We start from the raw sequence: 21,291 nt of genomic DNA, 5'->3' as shown, positions 1-21,291 counted from the left end.
AAAGATTCTTCGCTATACTCTTTAGCGACAGCTGCTATTTTTATTCTTTATTTACAGACAAGTAGTGTACTTGTAGCAATTGCGCAACTACGCTAATGGCTATTTCTTTTGGTGTATCTCCTCCAATGTCTAATCCTATTGGGCAAACGACATTAGTCATCCCTTCAGGAATATTCATCTCTTTAATAAGCATGTTATTAAACCTTACTTTTTTTGTTTTACTTCCTATTAATCCTAGAAATTTGGTTTCATTTTGCAAAGCCATTGTTATAATATCAAAATCGATAGCATGATTGTGTGTCAACACTAAAACATAACTATTGCTTCCCCAATTAACAACCTCTTTAAATGTTTCAAAATCCGTTTCTGTTGTTTGATGCGTAGTAATACTTTCGTCTAATTCTAAATTAGAAAACCAGCCTTCACGAGAGTCAATAACATTCACTTTAAAAGGCGTATCTACTAATAATTTAGAAATTTCAACACCAATATGTCCTGCTCCAAATAAAAATAATTCTGGTAATTGATTCATAGGTTCTATTATAAATTCTACTTTTCCGCCACAACATTGTTCGAACTCTGGCCCTAAAGTGTAACTAGATTCTATAATTTTATTTTCTTGCAATGCGATAATAGCTTCATCTATAGCTTTAAATTCTAGTTTTCCTCCTCCTATTGTTCCATGAATAACCTTGTCTTTAGTTACTAGCATTCTGGAACCAATAACGCAAGGTGTTGACCCTAAACATTTGGTTACAGTTATAAACGCAACAGGTATTTGTTGTTTTTTAAATTCAGCTAAAAGTGTAATCCAGTTTTGCATAAAGATTATTTAACCTCTAATTTTTTAATAAGTTTACCTACTGTCAATCCTTGAAATACTATAGAAAAAACAACAACGACATACGTAATCACTAAAAACAAATCACGTTCCATAGCTTGCGTTAAACCTAAGGCCAATGCAATAGAAATTCCACCACGTAATCCTCCCCAAGTCATTATTAAATTTGTCTTGGGAACAAAGTTTAATTTCTTCTCAAAGAACTTTATAGGCACTAACAATGATAGGTATCTGCACACTAATACTAAAGGTATCGCAATTAAGCCAGCCATTAAATACTCCATCTTAAATGTAAGCACTAACATTTCCATTCCTATTAATACAAATAGAATGGTATTTAAAAGAATATCGATTAACTCCCAAAACTTATCTACATAAGTCTCTGTAGTTTCCGACATTGCATTTTCTCTAACAGTATCATTACCTACCACTAATCCGGCGGTAACCATAGCTAAAGGCGCCGATATGTGTAGTTTTTGTGCTAAAACCGTTCCTGCCATAACTGCTGCAAGTGTTATAATTACTTCAATATCATAATCGTCTATAGACTTCATTAATTTATAGGTAATCCATCCTAATACTAAACCTAAAGCTATACCACCAATAACCTCTAAACCAAACAACTCTACAACCTCTAAAGCACTTACGTTTTCAATTCCTAAGCTTGCTATTTTATAGATGGTTAAAAATATTACAACGCCAACGCCATCATTAAATAAGGACTCTCCTACAATCTTTGTTTCTAATCTTTTTGGTGCACCGGCTTTTTTTAGAATACCTAAAACAGCTATAGGATCTGTTGGTGATATTAAGGATCCAAATAGTAAACAGTAAATAAAATCTACATGCAAGCCTACAATTGGTAAAGCATAAAACATAATCAAGCCAACCAAAAATGTTGATATTAAAACACCAAATGTAGCAAATACCAAAACTGGCCATCGTTGTACTTTAAGCTGCTCGAAATTAGTATGCAATGCACCTGCAAAAAGCAAAAAACTAAGCATAATATCAAGTAAAACAGTCTTAAAATCTATTTGAGTAATAATAAACCGCTCGGCATTAAGCAATGTATCATCAAAATAACTAAGTACAAATACAGCAAATGTAAATACAATTGTAATTAACATTAGGCCAATAGTATTAGGCATTTTTAAAAAACGAACATTTAAATACCCAAATACAGCTGCCATCAACACTAACACAGAGGTAATTACAAAATAATCCATAGAAAAATATATTTCCTGCTAAATTAAAGATTTATATCTCTTAATTACTATTAATTTATTTTTATGAAAAAGCTAATATCGATTTATATTGGCACTCTAAATTGAAGTCTTTAGTAAAGGTTTAAATTAAGAATTAGTAACACAATACTTTGAACCTAAACATTTAAAAACTTAAAATAAAGCGATAGTTGTTTGATTTTGATTAAAAAAAAGGCTTTTCTAAAACCAATCTCGCCTTCTCAATTCTAAAAAATCAACTTAAATCTTTGATTTTTTAATTTAAAATAGGTGTAATTAACGAAACAAAAACAAAGATTCTTATTTCTTCTTTCGGACTAAAACCGACACCATTACTACTAATGGTTTAATATTCCATACAATAGAATTAGTTTTCACAATTAGAGAATCAATTTTTATTATGACTAAATACGTATATATTGAATATATTTCGTTATTTTGTGATTTAAATACAAAAAAGAATTTTATGGAAACGTTACTTATAGAAGCTCAAGAATTTGAAGATATGAAAATGAGCAATATGTCAACTAGTGATCGTGTTAAAGCCTCAAGAAAAGGCAAGTCAATTATATTAGGTTTAAACGAATTTTATAAAGAAAGTAAAGATGAAAAGATTATGGACGTTATGAAACGAGTTACTGAAAAGAAACAAAAGATCGAAAAACGTCTTAAAGGAAGACCTTCTTCTTAATAAAAAGATTACTAAATTTACAAATGGATTTAACTTTATACCAAAAGTTAAATCCATTTTTTTTGTTAGGTATACTATTTATATCCGACAACAAGCTATAGATTTATATCTTAGCACAAACTAAAATTATAATGAGCAAAACGTATTACGATCCAGCAGATTTAAGAAAATTTGGAAAAATAAGTGAATGGAATCAAGAGCTAGGTGATAAATTTTTCGACTATTACGGTAAAGTCTTCGAAGAAGGTGCTTTAACAGCAAGAGAAAAATCGCTCATAGCACTCGCTGTAGCGCACACAGAACAATGTCCTTACTGTATAGATGCTTATACTAAAGACGGATTACAACGCGGTATTACCAAAGAAGAAATGATGGAAGCGCTACATGTTGGTGCTGCTATAAAAAGCGGAGCAACTTTAGTTCATGGTGTTCAGATGATGAATAAAGTGAATAAATTAGAAATGTAAGTAGAAATCATTTTTTACTTTTTTAGCAATACATCTAACGACCTAAAACTATAACCTCAAATTTTACGTAAACAGTATAGTAAAACTTAACAATGGGTAAATTAAAAACACAGTCATTACAGAAAAGAGATAGCGATTTAGCAAAAAGCAATAAGCAATTAGATATTTTATCTAATGGTATTTTTGCGAATGGTGAATTACCAACATTCAAGAATAAGATTTCGGAAACAAATCAGTTTCCTTTAAAAGCGAAAAAGCTTGAAATTTTACAAATTAATGTTGGCTATATGTGCAATCAAGTTTGCGAACATTGCCACGTTGATGCAGGTCCAGACAGAAAGGAAATAATGACGCGTGAGACCATGCAACAAATTCTGGATGTTATAAAAACTACTGGAGCGCACACGTTAGATTTAACAGGTGGTGCACCAGAAATGAACCCACATTTTAGATGGTTTGTTGAGGAAGCCTCTAAAGTTGGTGTTAAGGATTTTATTGTACGTTCTAATTTAACCATTATTCGTGCTAATAAAAAGTATTACGATTTACCAGACTTCTTTAAAAAACACAACATACACGTTGTCTCTTCTATGCCACACTGGACAAGAGGAAAAACAGATAAACAAAGAGGTGAAGGTGTTTTTGACATGTCTATAAAAGCGTTACAAGAATTAAACGAACGTGGTTATGGTATGCCTGGTAGTGATTTAAAGTTAGATTTAGTTTACAATCCTAATGGTGCATATTTGCCTGGTGACCAAGCGACAATGGAGAAAGATTTCAAAAAAGCATTGATGGAAGATTTCGGAATTAATTTTCACAGTTTATTTGCCATCACAAATTTACCAATCGCTCGTTTTCTAGATTATTTAATTGCTTCAGAAAATTACGAAGATTATATGTATGCTTTAGTTGAAGCTTATAATCCGGCTGCTGTAGAAAACGTAATGTGTACAAATACATTGTCTGTAAGTTGGGATGGTTATTTATTTGATTGTGATTTTAACCAAATGTTAGAATTACCAGTGAATAGTAAATCTAGACACATTAGCGAGTATCAAGAAGAATTATTGGAAGGTAGAAACATCGTGATTTCTCAACATTGTTATGGTTGTACTGCTGGAGCAGGAAGTAGCTGTCAAGGTGTTGTAGCTTAAAATTAATCAAAATATTATCGCTTACGCGGAAAAAAAAACACATAAAATCTCTATTATTATGGAGATCGTTTATGACAAATAAAACAGCCATATTAATATTTTCAAATTCTGCAAAAGCGGAAGGTTTAAACAAACCTTTCCCGCATGCTGCTGTATTATTTCAAGAATTAAACACACAAATAGAAGCTAAAGTAAAGCAAACAAAATTGCCTTATTTTATTGTTTCTGAAACCCAACAAATAGGAAACACCTTTGGAGAGCGTTTTACAAATGCTATTCAATCTGTTTTTAATAAAGGTTTCGACAATGTAATTACTGTTGGTAATGACACACCACATTTAAAAGTGAGTCATATTAATAGTGCTTACAAAAAACTTAAGACTAATACTCTGGTTTTAGGCCCATCTCAAGATGGCGGTTTTTATCTTATGGGAATAAGTAAAGAACAATTTAATGTTAATCATTTTATTAATTTACCTTGGCAAACCTCTAAATTAAGACAACGCATAACCAATCTATTATCTTTAAAAAGTATTAAAGTTTCTTTATTAGAAACACTTACTGATATTGATACTTTTTCTGATGCTAAAAAAATCACAGACAGTTTTAGAAGTATTTCTACTTTAATTAAAAGTATTTTATTATTAATTATTACTTCCGCGAAAGCGAAAACAACACATATATTTCAGTTCCTAAAACTGAATTTAACAGCTTTAAATTACAACAAAGGCTCTCCATTTATATTTTCGGCATAGACATATAAAGAAACGATACACTTCGTTTCAACTTTAATAATCTATTGAAAATATATTTTAATGAGACACATTTACTTGTGTGCATTGCTACTTATATCAAGTTTTAGCTTTGCACAAATTATAATTTCTGGTACAGTAACCAGTAAAAATGATGGTACCACTTTACCGTTTGTAAACATTACAACAGAAAACAATCAAGGCACAACAACCAACGAAGATGGTTTTTATACTATTGAAGTTAGCAATCAACTAAGCCAATTACAGTTTTCTTATTTAGGTTTTAAAACACAAACAATCACTGTTAGCAGTAACACACAAATTGATATTAAATTAACCGAAGATGCTTCTGCCTTAGACGAAGTTGTAATTACAGCTTTAGGTCTTGAGCGCGATACCAAAGAATTAGGTTACGCTGTACAATCGTTAAAATCTGAGGACATAACAGAAGTAAAATCCGTTAACTTTCTAGATAACTTATCTGGAAAACTAGCAGGTGTTACTATTTCTCAAGGTGCAACCGGAGTTGGCTCGTCTTCTAAAATAACCATTCGTGGTGAAGCTTCATTTTCTAACAACAACCCATTATTTGTAGTTGATGGTATTCCTATTAATAACAACACCGTTTTTAATTTTACAAACGAAGCTGCTGCTGGTTTTCAAGAAATAGATTTTGGAAATGGTGCTATGGAAGTTAATTCGGACGATATTGATGAAGTGTCTGTATTAAAAGGTCCAAGTGCAGCTGCATTGTATGGCTCTAGAGCATCAAATGGTGTTATTGTAATTAAGACCAAAGACGGAAAAAAAACCAAAGGTTTAGGCATAAGTATTAACACCTCTTTATTTGTAGATTCTGCTTTTAGATTGCCTGATTTTCAAAACACTTATGGTCAAGGAAATTCTGGACAGTTTGAATATATCGATGGCCTAGGTGGTGGAGTAAACGACAACATTTCCTATTCTTGGGGACCACAATTAGATGCTGGTGTTTTTGTATCTCAGTTTGATAGTCCTGTTGTTTTAGACAATGGTACAATTGTTCGTGGTGGTGACACGGCTTTATATTCTGGTAATGCTATTACACCCACAGAATTAAAATCTAACCCAGACAATCTTAAAGATTTTTACAAAACAGGAATTACAACCATTAATAATATTGCCATTTCTAATGGTTTTGATAAAGGTGACTACAGATTATCTTTTACAGATTTAAGAAGCGAATCTATTATTCCTGGTGTTAATTTAGATAGGCAAACAGTAGCTACAAAACTTAATTTTGAGCCTACAGAAAACACCACTTTTTCTTCTTCTATTTCTTATACAAATTCTAGTAGTGATAATAGACCGTCTAATGGTTATGGTAGCGAAAATGTAAATTATTCTTTAGTTGCTTGGGGACCACGAAGTCTTAACATTAATAATTTACAAGACTACTGGCAACCTGGTTTAGAAGGCGTGCAACAGTATTCTTTTAACTATACTTTTTTCGATAATCCTTATTTTATTTTATACGAAAATAGGAACTCTTTTAATCGTGATCGTGTGTTTGGAAACCTTGCCTTAAAACATGAATTCTCAGATAATTTTAGTTTACAAGTAAGAACAGGAATGGATTATTCTTACGAAAACAGACAACTTATACGCGCCTATTCTAGTAATCGTTTTCAAAGTGGTGCTTATGCAGAGCATGATGTTTCTTATAGAGAGGTTAACACCGATTTCCTTTTTAATTACAACAATAACTTTGGCGATTTTAAATTAGATTTTTCGTTTGGTGGTAACAGATTAGACCAAAAAGCTTCTACAAAACAATCGCAAACCGTAAGTTTGGCGCAACCTGGCATTTATAATCTTAATAATGCAGCATCTCCTATTGAAGTGTTTCAGTTTGAATCTCAAAAACGCATTAATTCCTTCTACGGAATCGCTAAATTAGGCTATAAAGATTATTTGTATTTAGATATTACTGGTCGCAACGATTGGTCGAGTGCATTGGCGACTCCTTTTTCGGTAGACAATACGTCTTTCTTTTATCCTTCGGTTTCAACAAGTTTTATTCTATCTAATGTTGCAGAGTTACCAGAAAGTATTTCATTTGCAAAATTAAGAGCGAGTGTTGCACAAGTTGGTAACGATACAGATGCTTACCAAACGTCTGGTGCTTTTGTATCTCAAACTCCTTTTAATAGCGAACCAACATTTAGCAATCAAAATTTTATACCGAATGCAGATTTGAAGCCTGAGAGTACAACCTCTTATGAGTTTGGAGCAGATTTACGCTTTTTAAAAGACCGTTTACGTTTCGATTTCACATACTATAACGCAACCACAAAAGATCAAATTATTTCATTGCCAATCCCTATTTCTTCGGGTTACGAACAACAAGTTGTAAATGGCGGAAAAGTACAATCTAAAGGAATAGAAATTATTGCAGGAATAACACCAATTAGAACTAATGATTTCTCTTGGAATACCACTTTTAATTTTGCGACAAACACAGCTACTATTAAAGAATTACCGCAAGCAGATGGTAGATTAACATTAGCATATAGCAGAATTTACGATAGCCAAAATCAAACGGTTTGGTTTCAAGTGGAAGAAGGCGGTAAAATTGGTGATTTTTATGGAACTGGTTATTTAAAAAATGACAATGGACAGTTTATTATTGACAGTAACGGAAATTATATAGCAGATAATAATTTACAAAAACTTGGAAACTACAATCCAGATTTTACTTTAGGATGGAATAACGATTTTAATTATAAAAATTGGAAAGCAAGCTTTTTATTCGATTGGAGACAAGGTGGAGAAATTGTTTCTAGAACAAGCGCTTTAGGAAACGTTGGTGGACAATTAGCAGAAACAGAATACAGACCAGATGGTGGAATTGTTGCCGAAGGTGTTACTGAAACAGGAGAACCAAATACAGTAGCCATCTCTGCCGAAAGTTATTACAGACAGTTTTATGATAGAAACCATGAAGAAAACAATGTATACGATGCTTCGTATTTAAAATTACGTCAATTTTCAATTGGCTATGCTTTTGAATTAAAAGATGGTTTTTTAGGTTTAAAAGAAGGCGGTACAATTGATCTAGCATTAATAGGAAAAAACCTTTTCGTAATTACCGAGAATCCGCATTTTGATCCCGAGCAACTAGCTGTCCAAGGCACTGGCTTTGTAAGTGGTGTAGAAGATATTAGTTATGCTTCATCACGTAGTTTTGGTTTTAAAGCAAGTTTAAATTTCTAAAAAGATACAAATGAAAAACATATTATACTTATTTAGTTTTTTTGCGCTTGTTTTAACAACAAGCTGCACAAAAGATTTTGAAGACATTAATACAAATCCTAATGCACCAAATACAGTACAACCTAGTCTATTACTAAGACAAGTGATATATGATTTTGGAGAGCAAATGAGTTATGAAGGCTTTGTTGCTGGCGATTTATTATCGCAACATAGAACCGCTTTAGATTTTAACCTATTCGATCGTCACGCCTTAAAATCACCACAATTAGGTGGTAATCCGTGGCCTGTATTTTATACTAATTTACGCGACAATGAAATTATTTTAAATCAGTCTAGAAGCATCAATACGTTTGCAGTCTACGAAGGTCCTGCTCTAATTTTAAAAGCCTATATGGCCGCTGGCTTAACAGATTTATTTGGAGATGTCCCTTATTCTGAAGCTTTTAATGGTATTGAAGGCACTGTAACACCAACTTACGATAGTCAAGAATCTATTTATATGAACGACAATGGTATTTTGGATAATTTAGACAAAGGTATTATTGCCATAGAAAACTACTCGCAAAGTATTGCTTTAGAAGGTGATATTTTATTTAATGGTGATTTAGAATCTTGGGTTAAATTTGCAAATGCTTTAAAAATTAAAGCGTTGCTAAGAATATCGGACAAAGTAGATGTTTCTTCACAACTACAAGCTATTGCAACAGAAGGAAATTATATTTCTTCAAATAGTGAGAATGCTATTTTTAATTTCACCAATACAGACCCTAATAGTTTTCGCTTAGCGCAATTACGTATTGGAGATTTTAATAATTTTGTTTTATCCGAAACCATGGAAAACATTTTAATAGATTTAGATGACTCAAGAATAAACACCTTTTTTAAACCTTTTGCAAACGCTGCAGCATCTGAGTTTAATGGTTTAATTAATGGTATAGACGCCTCTTCTACTTCTATTGCTTTATCAGATTATTCTTTAGCAGGTAGTGCTTTTAGAGAAGACACTTCTGTTTTAGATGCTAACTTCATCACTTCTTGGGAAGTCCATTTTGCTTTAGCAGAAGCTGCCCAAAAAGGATTAATAACAGGAAATGCACAAGACCTATACGAAATCGGAGTAACACAAGCCTTTGAGTATTGGCAAACAGAAATGCCTATAAATTATTTAAATGGAAATGCAGCTTTTAATGCTATAGGCACAACACCTTTAGAGCAAATTATTACTCAAAAATGGATTGCAAATATTATTAATGGTTATGAAGGTTGGGTAGAATACAGACGTACCGGTTTCCCGGAATTTAATGCTATTTCTGCTAGTTTAAATAATAATTTAATTCCTGTTCGTATGCCTTATCCGGCAGAAGAAGAAGCTTTAAATGCCGAAAACTATCAAGAAGCTGCAAGTGCTACAAATAGCAACAGTATAAATTTCCCAGTTTGGTGGGACGAAAACTAAAAAATGAGTACCGAAACATGGCAATGGATTTTAGTAGTAGGCTCAAGTTTAATCTTGTTTCTATTGTCTCCGTTTGCAAAAACTACAGATGAATTTTTTAAGGCAGTCCATAAAAAGAAAGCTCCAAATACTTTAGTGCTTACAGGAAGCCTTATTATCTCTTGGATTTTTGCAAAAAGCATAACCAATGCCGCAAATTTAGGTTTAGATTTTGGTATTGTTGGTGGCGTAGCTTATGCTGGTTATTATTTATCCTTTGCAGTAGCCGGTTTACTTATTTATAAAATGAGAACTGTAGGTGGATTTGAAAGTATTCATCAGTTCTTAACTACAAAATTTGGAAAAGGAGCTATGGCCTTATTTTCCATTCTTATTGCTATTCGTTTATTTAATGAAGTTTGGAGTAACACCATGGTTATTGGTAGTTATTTTGGAGAATCCGGTAGTAATAATTATTATTTAGCCATTATCTTATTTACGGTATTAACTTTAGCTTATGCTATTAAAGGCGGTTTAAGCAGCTCTATTTTTACAGATATTATACAAATGGCACTATTTGCTGTTTTACTAATTGTCATTCTATGGAATATTTTTTCAATCGAAGATTTTAGCACTTCAGACATAGTTAGCTCTGGTTCTTGGACTTTCGAATTAGGGTTGAACCTATTTTTCGCAGCCATTATTCAGTCTTTTAGCTATCCGTTTCACGATCCCGTTTTAACAGACCGAGCATTTATAAGTTCACCAAAAGTAACACGTAAAAGTTTTTTATGGGCCAGTTTACTCGGTGCTGTTTGTATTATCCTTTTTAGTATCATTGGCGTGTATGCGCAAACTCAAGGTTTTAAAGGCCAAGCAGCTGTAGAAGTTGGTAAAGCATTTGGAGTCGTTATATTATTAGTTATTAATTTTATAATGATAACCTCTGCTGCATCAACTTTAGACTCTACATTTTCATCATTTTCAAAATTATTAGCGATAGACTTAGGCATGGTAAAAGACCTCACTTTTGGAAGAGCATCTATGGCTGCAATTGCAATTTTAGGAACATTACCGGTTTTTTTAGATGCCGAAATTCTCTCGGCAACAACAATTTCTGGAACCATGGTTATTGGTTTAACACCAGTTTTTCTGTTTTGGAATATAAAAGTTCCAAAAATTAGTTTTTACCTAAGTACATTTTGTGGCTTAATTTTTGGTTTTCTATTAGTTTTTAAAGCCTTTCCTGACGCATTAATTTTTACAGAAGGAAAATATGCCGATTTACTTTGGGTAAATGTTTGGGGCATTATAAGTTGTATTATAGTGTATTTTATACCAAAGTGGATAATTAAATAGATATGAACAAAAGGATAACAGATTTAGGCGTACTAAAAGGTAAAACACTCCTCTTTGGTGGTGTTTATAGTAATCTACAAGCACTTGAAGCTTTAAAGGCCATTGCCGAAAAAGAAAACATTCCTGCAGAAAACTGTATTTGTACGGGAGATATTGTTGGTTATTGCGCGCAGCCTGAAGAGACTGTACAATTATTAAAAATATGGAAAGCAAAAGGTATTTTAGGTAATGTAGAAATACAATTAGGCGAAAATGCCGAAGATTGTGGTTGCGATTTTACCGAAGGCTCGCGTTGCGATGGTTTTTCAAAATTATGGTATCCGTTTGCGCAGAGTAAACTATCTAAAAATTCAATAGAATATTTAGCAACCTTACCAGACCATCTTACGTTTACTTATGCTGGAAAAAAAGCAATTGTTGTACATGGTGATTATTTTAATGTTTCAGAATTTATTTTTAAGTCTACCGATTGGGAAATAAAAGGCAAAAACTTTGAAGAAACGCAAAGCGATGTCATTATTGCTGGACATTGCGGATTGCCATTTAACCAAGAAAAAGACGATAAATTATGGTTAAATCCTGGTGTTATTGGCATGCCTGCAAACGATGGTTCTCCACAAGTTTGGTATGCTATTTTAGACGATAGTAACGGAGAAATGAAATACTCGCACTATAATCTCGACTATAACTATAAGCTTACTAATAAACTCATGCAAAATGGTTTATTACCCGAAGAATATGCCAGAACAATAATTACTGGTATTTGGGATAATACCGAAATATTACCTGCTATAGAAAGTGGACTGCAAGGTTTTGGTATTACACTATAAATCATTATTTTTAATTATTATGAAATACATACTGATACTCTTTTTTACTTTTTTTTCCGCGGAAGCGATAGCTCAAAAAAGTATTAGCGACCTTCTTAAACAATACAATGACAAAGGCGTGCCTTATATTACAGTTGAAGAACTTGCAATGCCAAAAACTGAAGCCATCCTTTTTGACTCCAGAGAGCCTAAAGAATATAAAGTTAGCCATATAGAAAATGCTATTTGTGTGGGTTATGACAACTTCGATATTGCTTCAGTTGAAAAACAATACCCTAATAAAGATGATAAAATAGTAGTGTATTGCTCGTTAGGCATTAGAAGTGAAACCGTTGGTGAAAAACTAAAAAAAGCAGGTTACACAAATGTTTATAATTTATATGGAGGGATTTTCGAATGGAAAAACAAAGATTTCATTGTTTTAGATTCCGAAGAAAAAGAAACAGAAAAAGTGCATACCTTTAATAAAGCATGGAGTAAGTGGTTAGAAAAAGGTGAGAAAATTTATGAAGAAGCGCCTAAAGCAGAGAAGAAAAAGAAACGGTCTAAAAAATAATTAAACGAGAATGCATAAAAACCTCATCATTACATTTACTAGAAATCCAGAATTAGGTAAGGTGAAATCGCGCTTAGCAAAAAGAATTGGAGAAGCTTCTGCTTTAGAAGTTTATAAATTTTTATTAGAACACACCAAAAATGTGCTTTCTAAATTAGATTGTGATAGAGCTGTTTATTATTCGGTTAAAATTCGAGAGAATGATATTTGGGATTCAGAAGTATTCTCTAAACACAAACAATTTGGTGATGATTTAGGAGAACGCATGAAAAATGCTTTCGAAAATGGGTTTAAAAAAGGTTACGAAAAAATAATAATCGTTGGTAGCGATTTATACGACTTAAATACCGAAATAATAAATCAAGCTTTTAAGCAATTAGATACTAACGATAATGTTATTGGTCCTGCAGAGGATGGTGGCTATTATCTATTAGGCATGAAAACACTTAACCCATCTGTTTTCGACATTGAAAATTGGGGAACCGAAACGGTTTACAAACAAACCATCTCAAAATTAACATCTAGTCTGTATGTTTTAGAGACTTTAAACGACATAGATTATGTCGAAGACTTAAAGCCTTACGATATTTTTAATAAATATTTAAAATAAAACAAAACGACTATGAAAACAAAACTACTTTATTTAGCTGCATTTTTTGCGGCTTTTTTTCAATTAACACATGCACAATGCGTAGAAAACGTAAGTGGCTTTAATAACAATACATCTGTACCAATGTACAATATATCGGGAGATGTTAATGTTACAGTAAACCCTGACAATACTGTTACTTTAGATTTAGGCGACAATTTCATGACTGCCGATGGTCCTGATGTAAGAGCATATCTTGTAAAATCTAATGGCGCATCGGATGCCACTTTAAAGAACACACAAATTGCTAATTTAGATACTATAGAATTTGGAATAGTTGGTGATAATACAACATCTATTAATGGTGCCAAATCATTTACAATTTCAATTCCTAGTGGTGATACTATAGAAGATTACGACAAAGTATTTTTTTACTGCTTTTCATTTAACCAATTTTGGGATCTAGGAACATTTACTTCTTTTAACTCAACCAATTGCGCTTTATTAAGTGTTAACGAAAACGAGTTATTAAACAACGTCTCTTTTTACCCAAACCCTACAAACAATCAAATTGAGATTTCGAATCCTAAACAGTTAAATTTAGATATAAATCTATATAATGTACTTGGTAAAAAAGTATTAGAGGCAAATACAGTTTCTTTAAGAAATCAAACTTTAAATTTATCTTCATTAAATTCTGGCGTATATTTGGTAGAAATTAAAGCCGAAGGTAGAAGCATTACTAAGAAGCTTGTTAAGCAATAAAATTAATGATTAAATATATTAATGAAACTGTAGAATACCTTCAAGAGAAAGGATTTAAAAGTCCTGAAATTGGAATTATTCTAGGAACTGGTTTAGGACAACTTATTAATGAGGTTGAAATTATTGAAGAAGTAAGCTATAACCATATTCCAAACTTTCCTACTGCAACAGTAGAATTCCATAAAGGCAAATTAATTTATGGAACCTTAGAAGGTAAAACAGTAATTGTTATGCAAGGCCGTTTTCATTTATACGAAGGTTACACGTTACAAGATGTAACATATCCTGTGCGTGTAATGGAGAAACTAGGTATTAAAACATTATTAGTTTCTAATGCCTCTGGAGCCATTAATCTTGATTATAAAAAAGGTGAATTAATGCTTATAGATGACCATATTAATTTACAAGGTGGCTCTCCATTAGCATTTAAAGGTGTTGAAACATTAGGCGAACGTTTTGCAGATATGAGTGCGCCTTACAATCTAGAAATCAACTCAAAATTTAAAGCCATTGCCAAAGCAAATAACATAACACTACACGAAGGTGTTTATGCAAGTGTTGTTGGTCCACAATTAGAAACAAGAGCAGAATATAGAATGCTTAAACTTATTGGTGCAGACGCTGTTGGAATGAGCACAGTACCAGAAATTATAGTAGCTAATCATTTAAATTTAAAAGTAGCTGCAGTTTCTGTATTAACTGATGAGTGCGATCCAGACAACCTTAAACCTGTAGATATTAGCGAAATTATTGCTATGGCAGGCAAAGCAGAGCCTGATATGATTACATTATTTAAAGATTTAATAAAAAGTTTATAACGTCATTTCATTCTTCGCAATGACAAAAAAATAAAAAAATGAGCTACTTAGACGCAACAAACGATTTATACAAAGAAGCGGCACTAACTCCAGATGTTGGATTATGTTGTACAACCAATCCTATTTGGGAATTACCAGGTTTAAAAATCCCAAAAATAATGCAGGAAATGAATTACGGTTGTGGTAGCACTGTAAATGCAAGAGACTTAACTAATAACCCAAAAATGCTTTATGTAGGTGTTGGTGGTGGTATGGAGTTGTTGCAATTCGCATATTTTAACCGTCAGAAAGGAGGCGTTATTGGTGTAGATGTTGTAGATGAAATGTTAGAAGCTTCAAAGAAAAACTTTTTAGAAGCCGAAGCACAAAACGATTGGTTTAAAAGTGATTTTGTAGACCTTGTAAAAGGAGATGCTTTGAATTTAAATGTTGAAGACAGTTCTATTGATGTTGCAGCACAAAACTGTTTATTCAATATTTTTAAAGCTGAAGATTTAAAGAAAGCTATAGAAGAAATGTATCGCGTTTTAAAACCTCATGGAAAACTAGTAATGAGCGATCCTACTTGCGAGCAACCAATGAATGACACTTTACGTAACGACGACAGACTACGTGCTTTATGCTTAAGCGGAAGCTTACCAATTGCCGAATACGTAAAGGCGTTAACAGATGCTGGTTTTGGAACTATAGAAATTAGAGCCCGTAAACCTTATAGAATATTAGATCCTAAAAATTATCCTACCGAAGAATTAATTTACATAGAGTCTATTGAAGTTGCAGCCATTAAAGATCCAATGCCAGAAGATGGACCATGTATTTTTACAGGTAAAGCAGCTATTTATTATGGAAGCGAAGATTATTTTGATGATAAAAAAGGACACATTTTATTAAAAAACCAGCCTATTGCTATTTGCGATAAAACAGCAGGCGATATAGCCGCTTTAGGAAGAGACGATATTTTTATTAGCGAATCTACTTACCATTACGATGGTGGAGGATGTTGTTAAGAATCAATATTATATTTAAAAACAAAACACATATGTAAATTACATATTGGGTTTTGTTTTTAATAAAGGTTTATAATCGTTTCTAAAATTTAATATTTAAAGCTTCAAATAAATGGCTCATTGTCCATGCAGGCCCAATCATTAAAAACTGAAGGTCTTTTAAAAAAGACGGTTTCTTTCCTTCGTGGTTATGACCAACAAACTGTACAATCCAAGCGATTACAAAAATGGCTACCATTATTGCCCAAACAGGAGCAATATTAGCATTCGCAATTACATTTATTCCTAAAAGCACTAAAGCTGAAAAAACTAACATGCCTATAAAAAGCGTAACAGACAAGCGTAAGTAATAAAACAAACCTAAAACTATTATTAGCGTTCCTAAATGCATAAACGGCGCTAACCACACTGGCACAGCTTCTTGTAGAGAAGAACCTATTGGTATCGCTGAAAATAATCCTATTAGACTAAAGAAAATAGCTGGCACACAAAAGTAGTGTACAATTTTATTAAATCGCGTTTGGTGACTTTCTCCGTATTCGGATAACAAACTATCTATTTTTCTCATGACACTATTAATTTAATGAATGATTATTAAAAAAACTCGAAACAAAAATATGTTATTTTTACTTTAAATATACGACTGAACAATTTATATGGAAAAATATATAGACATTATTAAAAATGCCTATTCTGGCTACTGGAACTACCTTAAAAACGAGATTATAACTATAAACCATTGGGATAATTACTTTTATGGCTTAATAGCAATATCTTTAATTGTATGGTCATTAGAAATTATTTTTCCGTGGCGAAAAAATCAATCTATATTTAGAAAAGACTTTTGGTTAGACACCTTTTACATGTTCTTTAATTTCTTTATTCTAAACCTTATTGTTTTAATAGCATTAACAGATACAACAGCTGCTTTTTTTAATGATATTTTAGGTGTTGTTGGTCTTTCTATTTCTAGTTTTCAACTTTTTGATGTCGACAATTTACCACTCTGGCTAGGGCTATTTATCTTTTTTATTGTTAGTGATTTTTCACAGTGGAATACACACAGACTGCTGCACCGTTTTACATTTCTATGGAATTTTCATAAAGTCCATCACAGTGTTAAAGAAATGGGTTTTGCAGCACATTTACGCTACCATTGGATGGAACCAATAGCGTATAAATCTATACTTTATATTCCTATTGCTATTATTGGTGGCTTTGATGCACAGCATGTTGCTATCGTTCATTTTATTGCTATAACGGTTGGCCATTTAAACCATGCTAATTTAGGCTGGGATTATGGTGTTTTAAAATATGTTTTTAATAACCCAAAAATGCATATTTGGCATCATGCAAAAGAATTACCAGAACATGCAAGGTTTGGTGTTAATTACGGACTAACCCTAAGTATTTGGGATTATCTTTTTAAAACCAGCTATATACCTCACAACGGAAGAGATATAGAACTTGGTTTTGATGGAGATGAAAAATTCCCGAAAGATTTTATTAGTCAAGAATTATATCCATTAAAAAAATGAAACACTTAATATTATTAGCATTAACAGCATTCTTATTTTCTTGTTCTGGAGCAAAAAAAGTAATAGAAAACAGCCCAAAAGAACAACCAAAAGAGATTGTGGCTTCTCCTGTTGAAACAACACCAGAAGTTGTAATAGAAACTCCAATTAAGGTAGTAGAAACAGAACTTGAAATTGAAACAGAAGAGATTATTGAAACTGCTGACGTTATTAAACATGAAACAATAATTGCAAATCCAGAAACTTTTAATCACGAAGCTTGGAATAGTTTATTACAAGACTATGTTTCTGATGCTGGAAACGTAAACTACAAAGATCTTAAGTCTAACAGAAAAAAGTTAACTAATTATATTGCATCATTAAGCGATAACATGCCTAATGACACTTGGAAAAAAGAAGACAAACTAGCCTATTGGATGAACGCCTACAATGCCATGACAGTAGATTTAATTCTTAGAAACTACCCATTACAAAGTATAAAAGATATTAAAGACCCTTGGGATCAGCGTTTATGGAAACTTGATAATAAATGGTATAATTTAGAAGAAATAGAACACCAAATACTTAGAAAAATGGACGAACCGAGAATTCATTTCGGTATTGTTTGTGCTTCATTTTCTTGTCCGAAATTACAAAACGAAGCGTTTACGGCTTCTAATTTAGAAATGCAACTAACTAATGCTACGAGAGAATTTTTAGCGGACAAAAACAGAAACATAATTTCTAAAAACACTTTAAAACTATCAAAGATTTTTAAATGGTTTAAAAAAGATTTTGAACAAAATGGTTCTTTAATAGATTTTCTAAACACATATTCTGATATATCAATTTCAGAAAAAGCCAACAAATCTTATTTAGATTATAACTGGGATTTAAACGATTAATTTAGAACTCAATAAAGCTAAATCACAAGCTATCTAACTTAAGAGCACTAACTTAGCTTCCTAACCGAATAACACTATTTTACATGAAAAAAGCAATTGGATTATTAATAATTACTTTAGTATTAAACAGTTGTTTTTCGGCTAAAGGTCTACCTGTTAAAACTGTAGGAGAAACGAGTACAAATAACACTTCAAATTCAATTACAATAGATCATTCTAATTTTGATGCACTTCTAAAAAAGTACGTAGCAAAAAATGGAGATGTAGACTATAAAGGTTTTAAAACTGAAACAGATAAACTAAATAGTTACATTTTAAATCTAGAACAACAATACCCAAGTAAAGATTGGAGTGTAGAAACCCAATTAGCTTATTTTATTAATGTTTACAATGCAAATACTATAAAGTTAATTATAGACAACTACCCAACAAAAAGCATAAAGGACATTAGTAATCCGTGGTTAAAAAACAGATTTACAATCGGAGGAAAAGATTTTTCGCTTGCTGCTTTAGAAAATGGCATTTTACGTAAAATGAATGAACCTAGAATACATTTTGCTATTAATTGCGCCTCAGCATCTTGTCCTAAATTATTCCCAATGGCTTACACCGAAAAAAATGTAATGGACTTAATGGAAACTGCTACAAAAGAATTTATTAATAATTCTGAAAAAAATAAATTAACTTCGAACACTGCTAAAATATCAGAAATATTTAAGTGGTATGAAAGTGATTTTACTAAAAATGGGACTGTTATAGATTACATAAATAAATATAGTAACACCAAGGTAAATACAAACACCAAAAGCGAGTATTTAGATTACGATTGGAGCTTAAACAAACAAAACCAATAACCACATATTTGCGTAAGTAATTCTATGATTAGCATAGTAATTCCCATTTTAAATGAAGCCGATACTATTGAAGAACTCCTTTTTCATTTAATCGACAATGCTTCGTTACAAAACATACAAGAAATTATTGTTGTCGATGGTGGCAGCACAGATGGTTCTCAAGAAATTGTAGAAAATTTAGATTTAAAGGTGAGACTTATTCACTCTAAAAAAGGAAGAGCCAGACAAATGAATATTGGAGCCAGTGTTGCAAAAGGTGAAATTTTATACTTTTTACATGCCGATTCTTTTCCGCCAACACATTACGACAAACACATTATAGATGAAGTAAAACAGAATAATCAAGCAGGTTGTTTTCGTTTAACTTTCGACAATAACCATTGGTGGTTGCGTATGGCAAGTTGGCTAACACAGTTTTCTTGGCGCGCTTGTAGAGGTGGAGATCAAAGTCAATTTATTACCAAAGCTTTATTTGAAGACATTGGTGGTTTTGATGAAGGTTTTACAATCTATGAAGACAACATTTTAATTAACGAACTTTATAAACGTAAGGAATTTGTTGTTATCAATAAAAAGATAAAAACATCTGACAGACTATACCAACGTCACGGTGTTTTTAAGCTACAATTTCATTTCTGGACTATCTATGTAAAGAAATGGTTTGGAGCTAGCGCCGAAGATTTACATGCTTATTATATAAAGCATATTGCATAATTATTAGATTAAGCACAGTTGAAAAACTAATCTGTTTCAAAAACCTTTCGACCGTGCTTAATGCAATAACATAAAATTATTATTCTCTAATTCGTGCTCTAATTTCGGTAAGTGAAGTATCTATTAACAATTTCCCATCTCTGTAGACTTCTTTTAATTCGCCTTGTTTCTCTTCTTCCCAAGACACTTGGTCTACTAATGTATAGCTCCCGTTTTCTTTAACAATTTTTAATAAACCTTTCGCAGATTTCTTTGTTCCATCATCTGTAATCGGATTTTTATAGATCTCTCGTCCTTCTCCATCGACTTCTCCGTAAGTTGCCTTCATTGCAAAACCAAAAGTATCTCTTGTGTTATATTGATAAGTAAAAGAACCAATGCCCAAGACTACATTTGTAGAGGCAAAACCATTTTCTTTTAAGCGTTCACAAATTTGTGTTGCACGATCTATAGTAATACTATCTCCATAAATAGCACCAATATGCGAGTCTAATTCTTTATAACCTTTACTATTTGTTTTACCTCCAAAAACCTCCCAAAGTAATTGAATCACTCCTTTTTTTTCAGCTTCATTTTTACCATTTGGGTTACCACAAATAATAGCGACTGGATCTCCACTGTCTGGTCTTATAACCACCTTACCATCACGAGCTAATACTTCTTCTTTTAAATTAGGAAGGTATTCTGTGAGTACTTTCCACAAATCCCAAGTATCTGAAACTATAGACACAATACCATTAGGATAAACTTCAGAAATTAACCTCTTAAACGTTTCCTGTTCACCTGTATTTGTTCCCATACACATTACAGAATGTTCTGTTGCTGCAACTGTTCCTCCTACAAGTTCTGTGTCTGAATTCGCATTATAATACGTTTCTAAAAAATCGATGGTTGGTATCGTATCTGTTCCTGTAAAACTTAATAAATGTCCTGCAGAAGATACTGTCGCAGCTTCTAATCCTCCCATGCCTCGCATAGAAAAATCATGACCTTGCCAATCTACAAACTCCGGAACAGAAGATGTTTCTTTTGCATATTGGTCTAATATTTTACGGTATTGTTTTGCTATTGTTGCAGAGTTACATGGTAACCATAATGTTGTAGATAAAATGGTTTCGAAATAATTAGTTAGCCAGAAAAATTCTGCTTCCGTATTATACATCGTTAACATTGGCACACGAATTGGAACCGAAACACCTTCAGGCAATGCTTTAATTACCATTGGCAAATAACCAAAATCGTGTAAATCTTCTATATGTTTAATACCAACCTGGTTTGCTCCTAAATAATTATTGATTCTGCGTTGGTATTTTTTGCAAACTTCAGCTTTTGATTTATTGAAGAAATTAGTTTCGAAATCTTCAATTAAATATTTTTTAATAAAATATTGTAATCCAAAAAACACAACCTCATCAACGTCTTTAATACGACTCATTCTTGGTGTCCAATTCGAATACACCAAGGTTGTTTTGTTTGGATATTGTCTTCTGTGGTCAACTTTGTAACCGTCTGTATATAATAGTGGATTCATA

21 protein-coding genes are annotated in these 21,291 nt (G+C 32.2%); 17 read left to right on the top strand and 4 right to left on the bottom strand.

Annotated elements, in window-relative coordinates:
- Positions 1 to 40: 40 nt before the first annotated feature.
- Complete coding sequence (gene xdhC / locus ASC44_RS11435; RefSeq protein ID WP_055447725.1) at positions 41 to 823, bottom strand: xanthine dehydrogenase accessory protein XdhC; 783 nt, start codon at positions 821 to 823, stop codon at positions 41 to 43.
- A gap of 5 nt (positions 824 to 828) precedes the next feature.
- Entirely contained in the window at positions 829 to 2,070 is a 1,242-nt protein-coding gene (locus tag ASC44_RS11430; RefSeq protein WP_055447724.1) for a cation:proton antiporter, read from the bottom strand.
- Positions 2,071 to 2,488: 418 nt separating this feature from the next.
- Here ASC44_RS11430 and ASC44_RS11425 point away from each other — a divergent pair, with 418 nt between their 5' ends.
- From ASC44_RS11425 to arsM, 13 genes are all read left to right on the top strand, one after another.
- A complete protein-coding gene (locus ASC44_RS11425; RefSeq protein ID WP_420835941.1) occupies positions 2,489 to 2,779 on the top strand; it encodes a hypothetical protein in 291 nt (96 codons plus the stop codon).
- Positions 2,780 to 2,910: 131 nt separating this feature from the next.
- The gene (locus ASC44_RS11420) at positions 2,911 to 3,246 is read left to right on the top strand and encodes an arsenosugar biosynthesis-associated peroxidase-like protein (protein ID WP_034062410.1); all 336 of its coding nucleotides are present in this window, start codon (positions 2,911 to 2,913) and stop codon (positions 3,244 to 3,246) included.
- 92 nt (positions 3,247 to 3,338) lie between these two features.
- The gene (arsS, locus tag ASC44_RS11415; RefSeq protein ID WP_055447723.1) at positions 3,339 to 4,403 is read left to right on the top strand and encodes an arsenosugar biosynthesis radical SAM (seleno)protein ArsS; all 1,065 of its coding nucleotides are present in this window, start codon (positions 3,339 to 3,341) and stop codon (positions 4,401 to 4,403) included.
- Between the two features lie 71 nt (positions 4,404 to 4,474).
- Positions 4,475 to 5,158, top strand: coding sequence for a TIGR04282 family arsenosugar biosynthesis glycosyltransferase (locus ASC44_RS11410; RefSeq protein WP_055447722.1), 684 nt, complete (start codon positions 4,475 to 4,477; stop codon positions 5,156 to 5,158).
- Positions 5,159 to 5,218: 60 nt separating this feature from the next.
- A complete protein-coding gene (locus ASC44_RS11405; protein WP_055447721.1) occupies positions 5,219 to 8,410 on the top strand; it encodes a SusC/RagA family TonB-linked outer membrane protein in 3,192 nt (1,063 codons plus the stop codon).
- Positions 8,411 to 8,420: 10 nt separating this feature from the next.
- The gene (locus ASC44_RS11400; RefSeq protein WP_055447720.1) at positions 8,421 to 9,866 is read left to right on the top strand and encodes a SusD/RagB family nutrient-binding outer membrane lipoprotein; all 1,446 of its coding nucleotides are present in this window, start codon (positions 8,421 to 8,423) and stop codon (positions 9,864 to 9,866) included.
- A 3-nt stretch (positions 9,867 to 9,869) separates the two neighbouring features.
- The gene (locus ASC44_RS11395; RefSeq protein WP_055447719.1) at positions 9,870 to 11,204 is read left to right on the top strand and encodes a sodium:solute symporter family transporter; all 1,335 of its coding nucleotides are present in this window, start codon (positions 9,870 to 9,872) and stop codon (positions 11,202 to 11,204) included.
- Positions 11,205 to 11,206: 2 nt separating this feature from the next.
- Entirely contained in the window at positions 11,207 to 12,034 is an 828-nt protein-coding gene (locus ASC44_RS11390; RefSeq protein ID WP_055447718.1) for a metallophosphoesterase family protein, read from the top strand.
- 19 nt (positions 12,035 to 12,053) lie between these two features.
- Positions 12,054 to 12,590, top strand: a complete 537-nt coding sequence (locus ASC44_RS11385) for a rhodanese-like domain-containing protein (protein ID WP_055447717.1) — start codon at positions 12,054 to 12,056, stop codon at positions 12,588 to 12,590.
- Between the two features lie 10 nt (positions 12,591 to 12,600).
- Complete coding sequence (locus tag ASC44_RS11380; RefSeq protein ID WP_055447716.1) at positions 12,601 to 13,200, top strand: TIGR04282 family arsenosugar biosynthesis glycosyltransferase; 600 nt, start codon at positions 12,601 to 12,603, stop codon at positions 13,198 to 13,200.
- Positions 13,201 to 13,212: 12 nt separating this feature from the next.
- Positions 13,213 to 13,944: a T9SS type A sorting domain-containing protein gene (locus tag ASC44_RS11375; RefSeq protein ID WP_055447715.1), complete on the top strand. Its 732-nt coding sequence runs from the start codon at positions 13,213 to 13,215 to the stop codon at positions 13,942 to 13,944.
- 5 nt (positions 13,945 to 13,949) lie between these two features.
- Positions 13,950 to 14,762: a purine-nucleoside phosphorylase gene (locus ASC44_RS11370; RefSeq protein WP_055447714.1), complete on the top strand. Its 813-nt coding sequence runs from the start codon at positions 13,950 to 13,952 to the stop codon at positions 14,760 to 14,762.
- Positions 14,763 to 14,800: 38 nt separating this feature from the next.
- The gene (gene arsM / locus ASC44_RS11365) at positions 14,801 to 15,769 is read left to right on the top strand and encodes an arsenosugar biosynthesis arsenite methyltransferase ArsM (protein WP_055447713.1); all 969 of its coding nucleotides are present in this window, start codon (positions 14,801 to 14,803) and stop codon (positions 15,767 to 15,769) included.
- An 82-nt stretch (positions 15,770 to 15,851) separates the two neighbouring features.
- Here the strand turns inward: arsM and ASC44_RS11360 are convergent, their stop codons facing one another.
- Positions 15,852 to 16,337: an Mpo1 family 2-hydroxy fatty acid dioxygenase gene (locus ASC44_RS11360; RefSeq protein ID WP_055447712.1), complete on the bottom strand. Its 486-nt coding sequence runs from the start codon at positions 16,335 to 16,337 to the stop codon at positions 15,852 to 15,854.
- 88 nt (positions 16,338 to 16,425) lie between these two features.
- Here ASC44_RS11360 and ASC44_RS11355 point away from each other — a divergent pair, with 88 nt between their 5' ends.
- The 4 genes from ASC44_RS11355 (at position 16,426) to ASC44_RS11340 (ending at position 19,759) form a co-directional block, all read left to right on the top strand.
- Positions 16,426 to 17,307: a sterol desaturase family protein gene (locus tag ASC44_RS11355; protein WP_055447711.1), complete on the top strand. Its 882-nt coding sequence runs from the start codon at positions 16,426 to 16,428 to the stop codon at positions 17,305 to 17,307.
- The gene (locus ASC44_RS11350) at positions 17,304 to 18,191 is read left to right on the top strand and encodes a DUF547 domain-containing protein (RefSeq protein ID WP_055447710.1); all 888 of its coding nucleotides are present in this window, start codon (positions 17,304 to 17,306) and stop codon (positions 18,189 to 18,191) included. Before ASC44_RS11355 ends, ASC44_RS11350 begins: the two co-directional genes overlap by 4 nt.
- An 83-nt stretch (positions 18,192 to 18,274) precedes the next feature.
- The gene (locus ASC44_RS11345; RefSeq protein ID WP_055447709.1) at positions 18,275 to 19,045 is read left to right on the top strand and encodes a DUF547 domain-containing protein; all 771 of its coding nucleotides are present in this window, start codon (positions 18,275 to 18,277) and stop codon (positions 19,043 to 19,045) included.
- Positions 19,046 to 19,069: 24 nt separating this feature from the next.
- Positions 19,070 to 19,759: a TIGR04283 family arsenosugar biosynthesis glycosyltransferase gene (locus ASC44_RS11340; protein ID WP_055447708.1), complete on the top strand. Its 690-nt coding sequence runs from the start codon at positions 19,070 to 19,072 to the stop codon at positions 19,757 to 19,759.
- A gap of 79 nt (positions 19,760 to 19,838) precedes the next feature.
- Here ASC44_RS11340 and ASC44_RS11335 read toward each other — a convergent pair whose 3' ends face one another.
- A complete protein-coding gene (locus ASC44_RS11335; RefSeq protein WP_055447707.1) occupies positions 19,839 to 21,290 on the bottom strand; it encodes a nicotinate phosphoribosyltransferase in 1,452 nt (483 codons plus the stop codon).
- Position 21,291: the final 1 nt, after the last annotated feature.

Origin of the sequence: Lacinutrix mariniflava (assembly GCF_001418015.1) — a bacterium.
Lineage (GTDB): Bacteria > Bacteroidota > Bacteroidia > Flavobacteriales > Flavobacteriaceae > Lacinutrix > Lacinutrix mariniflava.
Note: the sequence above shows the minus strand (reverse complement) of the source record. Positions and strands in the feature narration are given on the sequence as shown.

Bases quoted from the DNA above. Each gene is read 5' to 3' on its own strand.
- arsS (WP_055447723.1), top strand. From the start codon at position 3,339: ATGGGTAAATTAAAAACACAGTCATTACAGAAAAGAGATAGCGATTTA.
- ASC44_RS11430 (WP_055447724.1), bottom strand. From the start codon at position 2,070: ATGGATTATTTTGTAATTACCTCTGTGTTAGTGTTGATGGCAGCTGTA.
- ASC44_RS11405 (WP_055447721.1), top strand. From the start codon at position 5,219: ATGAGACACATTTACTTGTGTGCATTGCTACTTATATCAAGTTTTAGC.
- ASC44_RS11370 (WP_055447714.1), top strand. From the start codon at position 13,950: ATGATTAAATATATTAATGAAACTGTAGAATACCTTCAAGAGAAAGGA.
- ASC44_RS11425 (WP_420835941.1), top strand. From the start codon at position 2,489: ATGACTAAATACGTATATATTGAATATATTTCGTTATTTTGTGATTTA.
- ASC44_RS11380 (WP_055447716.1), top strand. From the start codon at position 12,601: ATGCATAAAAACCTCATCATTACATTTACTAGAAATCCAGAATTAGGT.
- ASC44_RS11350 (WP_055447710.1), top strand. From the start codon at position 17,304: ATGAAACACTTAATATTATTAGCATTAACAGCATTCTTATTTTCTTGT.
- ASC44_RS11335 (WP_055447707.1), bottom strand. From the start codon at position 21,290: ATGAATCCACTATTATATACAGACGGTTACAAAGTTGACCACAGAAGA.
- ASC44_RS11400 (WP_055447720.1), top strand. From the start codon at position 8,421: ATGAAAAACATATTATACTTATTTAGTTTTTTTGCGCTTGTTTTAACA.
- ASC44_RS11385 (WP_055447717.1), top strand. From the start codon at position 12,054: ATGAAATACATACTGATACTCTTTTTTACTTTTTTTTCCGCGGAAGCG.
- ASC44_RS11420 (WP_034062410.1), top strand. From the start codon at position 2,911: ATGAGCAAAACGTATTACGATCCAGCAGATTTAAGAAAATTTGGAAAA.
- ASC44_RS11360 (WP_055447712.1), bottom strand. From the start codon at position 16,337: ATGAGAAAAATAGATAGTTTGTTATCCGAATACGGAGAAAGTCACCAA.
- ASC44_RS11375 (WP_055447715.1), top strand. From the start codon at position 13,213: ATGAAAACAAAACTACTTTATTTAGCTGCATTTTTTGCGGCTTTTTTT.
- ASC44_RS11340 (WP_055447708.1), top strand. From the start codon at position 19,070: ATGATTAGCATAGTAATTCCCATTTTAAATGAAGCCGATACTATTGAA.
- arsM (WP_055447713.1), top strand. From the start codon at position 14,801: ATGAGCTACTTAGACGCAACAAACGATTTATACAAAGAAGCGGCACTA.
- xdhC (WP_055447725.1), bottom strand. From the start codon at position 823: ATGCAAAACTGGATTACACTTTTAGCTGAATTTAAAAAACAACAAATA.
- ASC44_RS11410 (WP_055447722.1), top strand. From the start codon at position 4,475: ATGACAAATAAAACAGCCATATTAATATTTTCAAATTCTGCAAAAGCG.
- ASC44_RS11390 (WP_055447718.1), top strand. From the start codon at position 11,207: ATGAACAAAAGGATAACAGATTTAGGCGTACTAAAAGGTAAAACACTC.
- ASC44_RS11395 (WP_055447719.1), top strand. From the start codon at position 9,870: ATGAGTACCGAAACATGGCAATGGATTTTAGTAGTAGGCTCAAGTTTA.
- ASC44_RS11345 (WP_055447709.1), top strand. From the start codon at position 18,275: ATGAAAAAAGCAATTGGATTATTAATAATTACTTTAGTATTAAACAGT.
- ASC44_RS11355 (WP_055447711.1), top strand. From the start codon at position 16,426: ATGGAAAAATATATAGACATTATTAAAAATGCCTATTCTGGCTACTGG.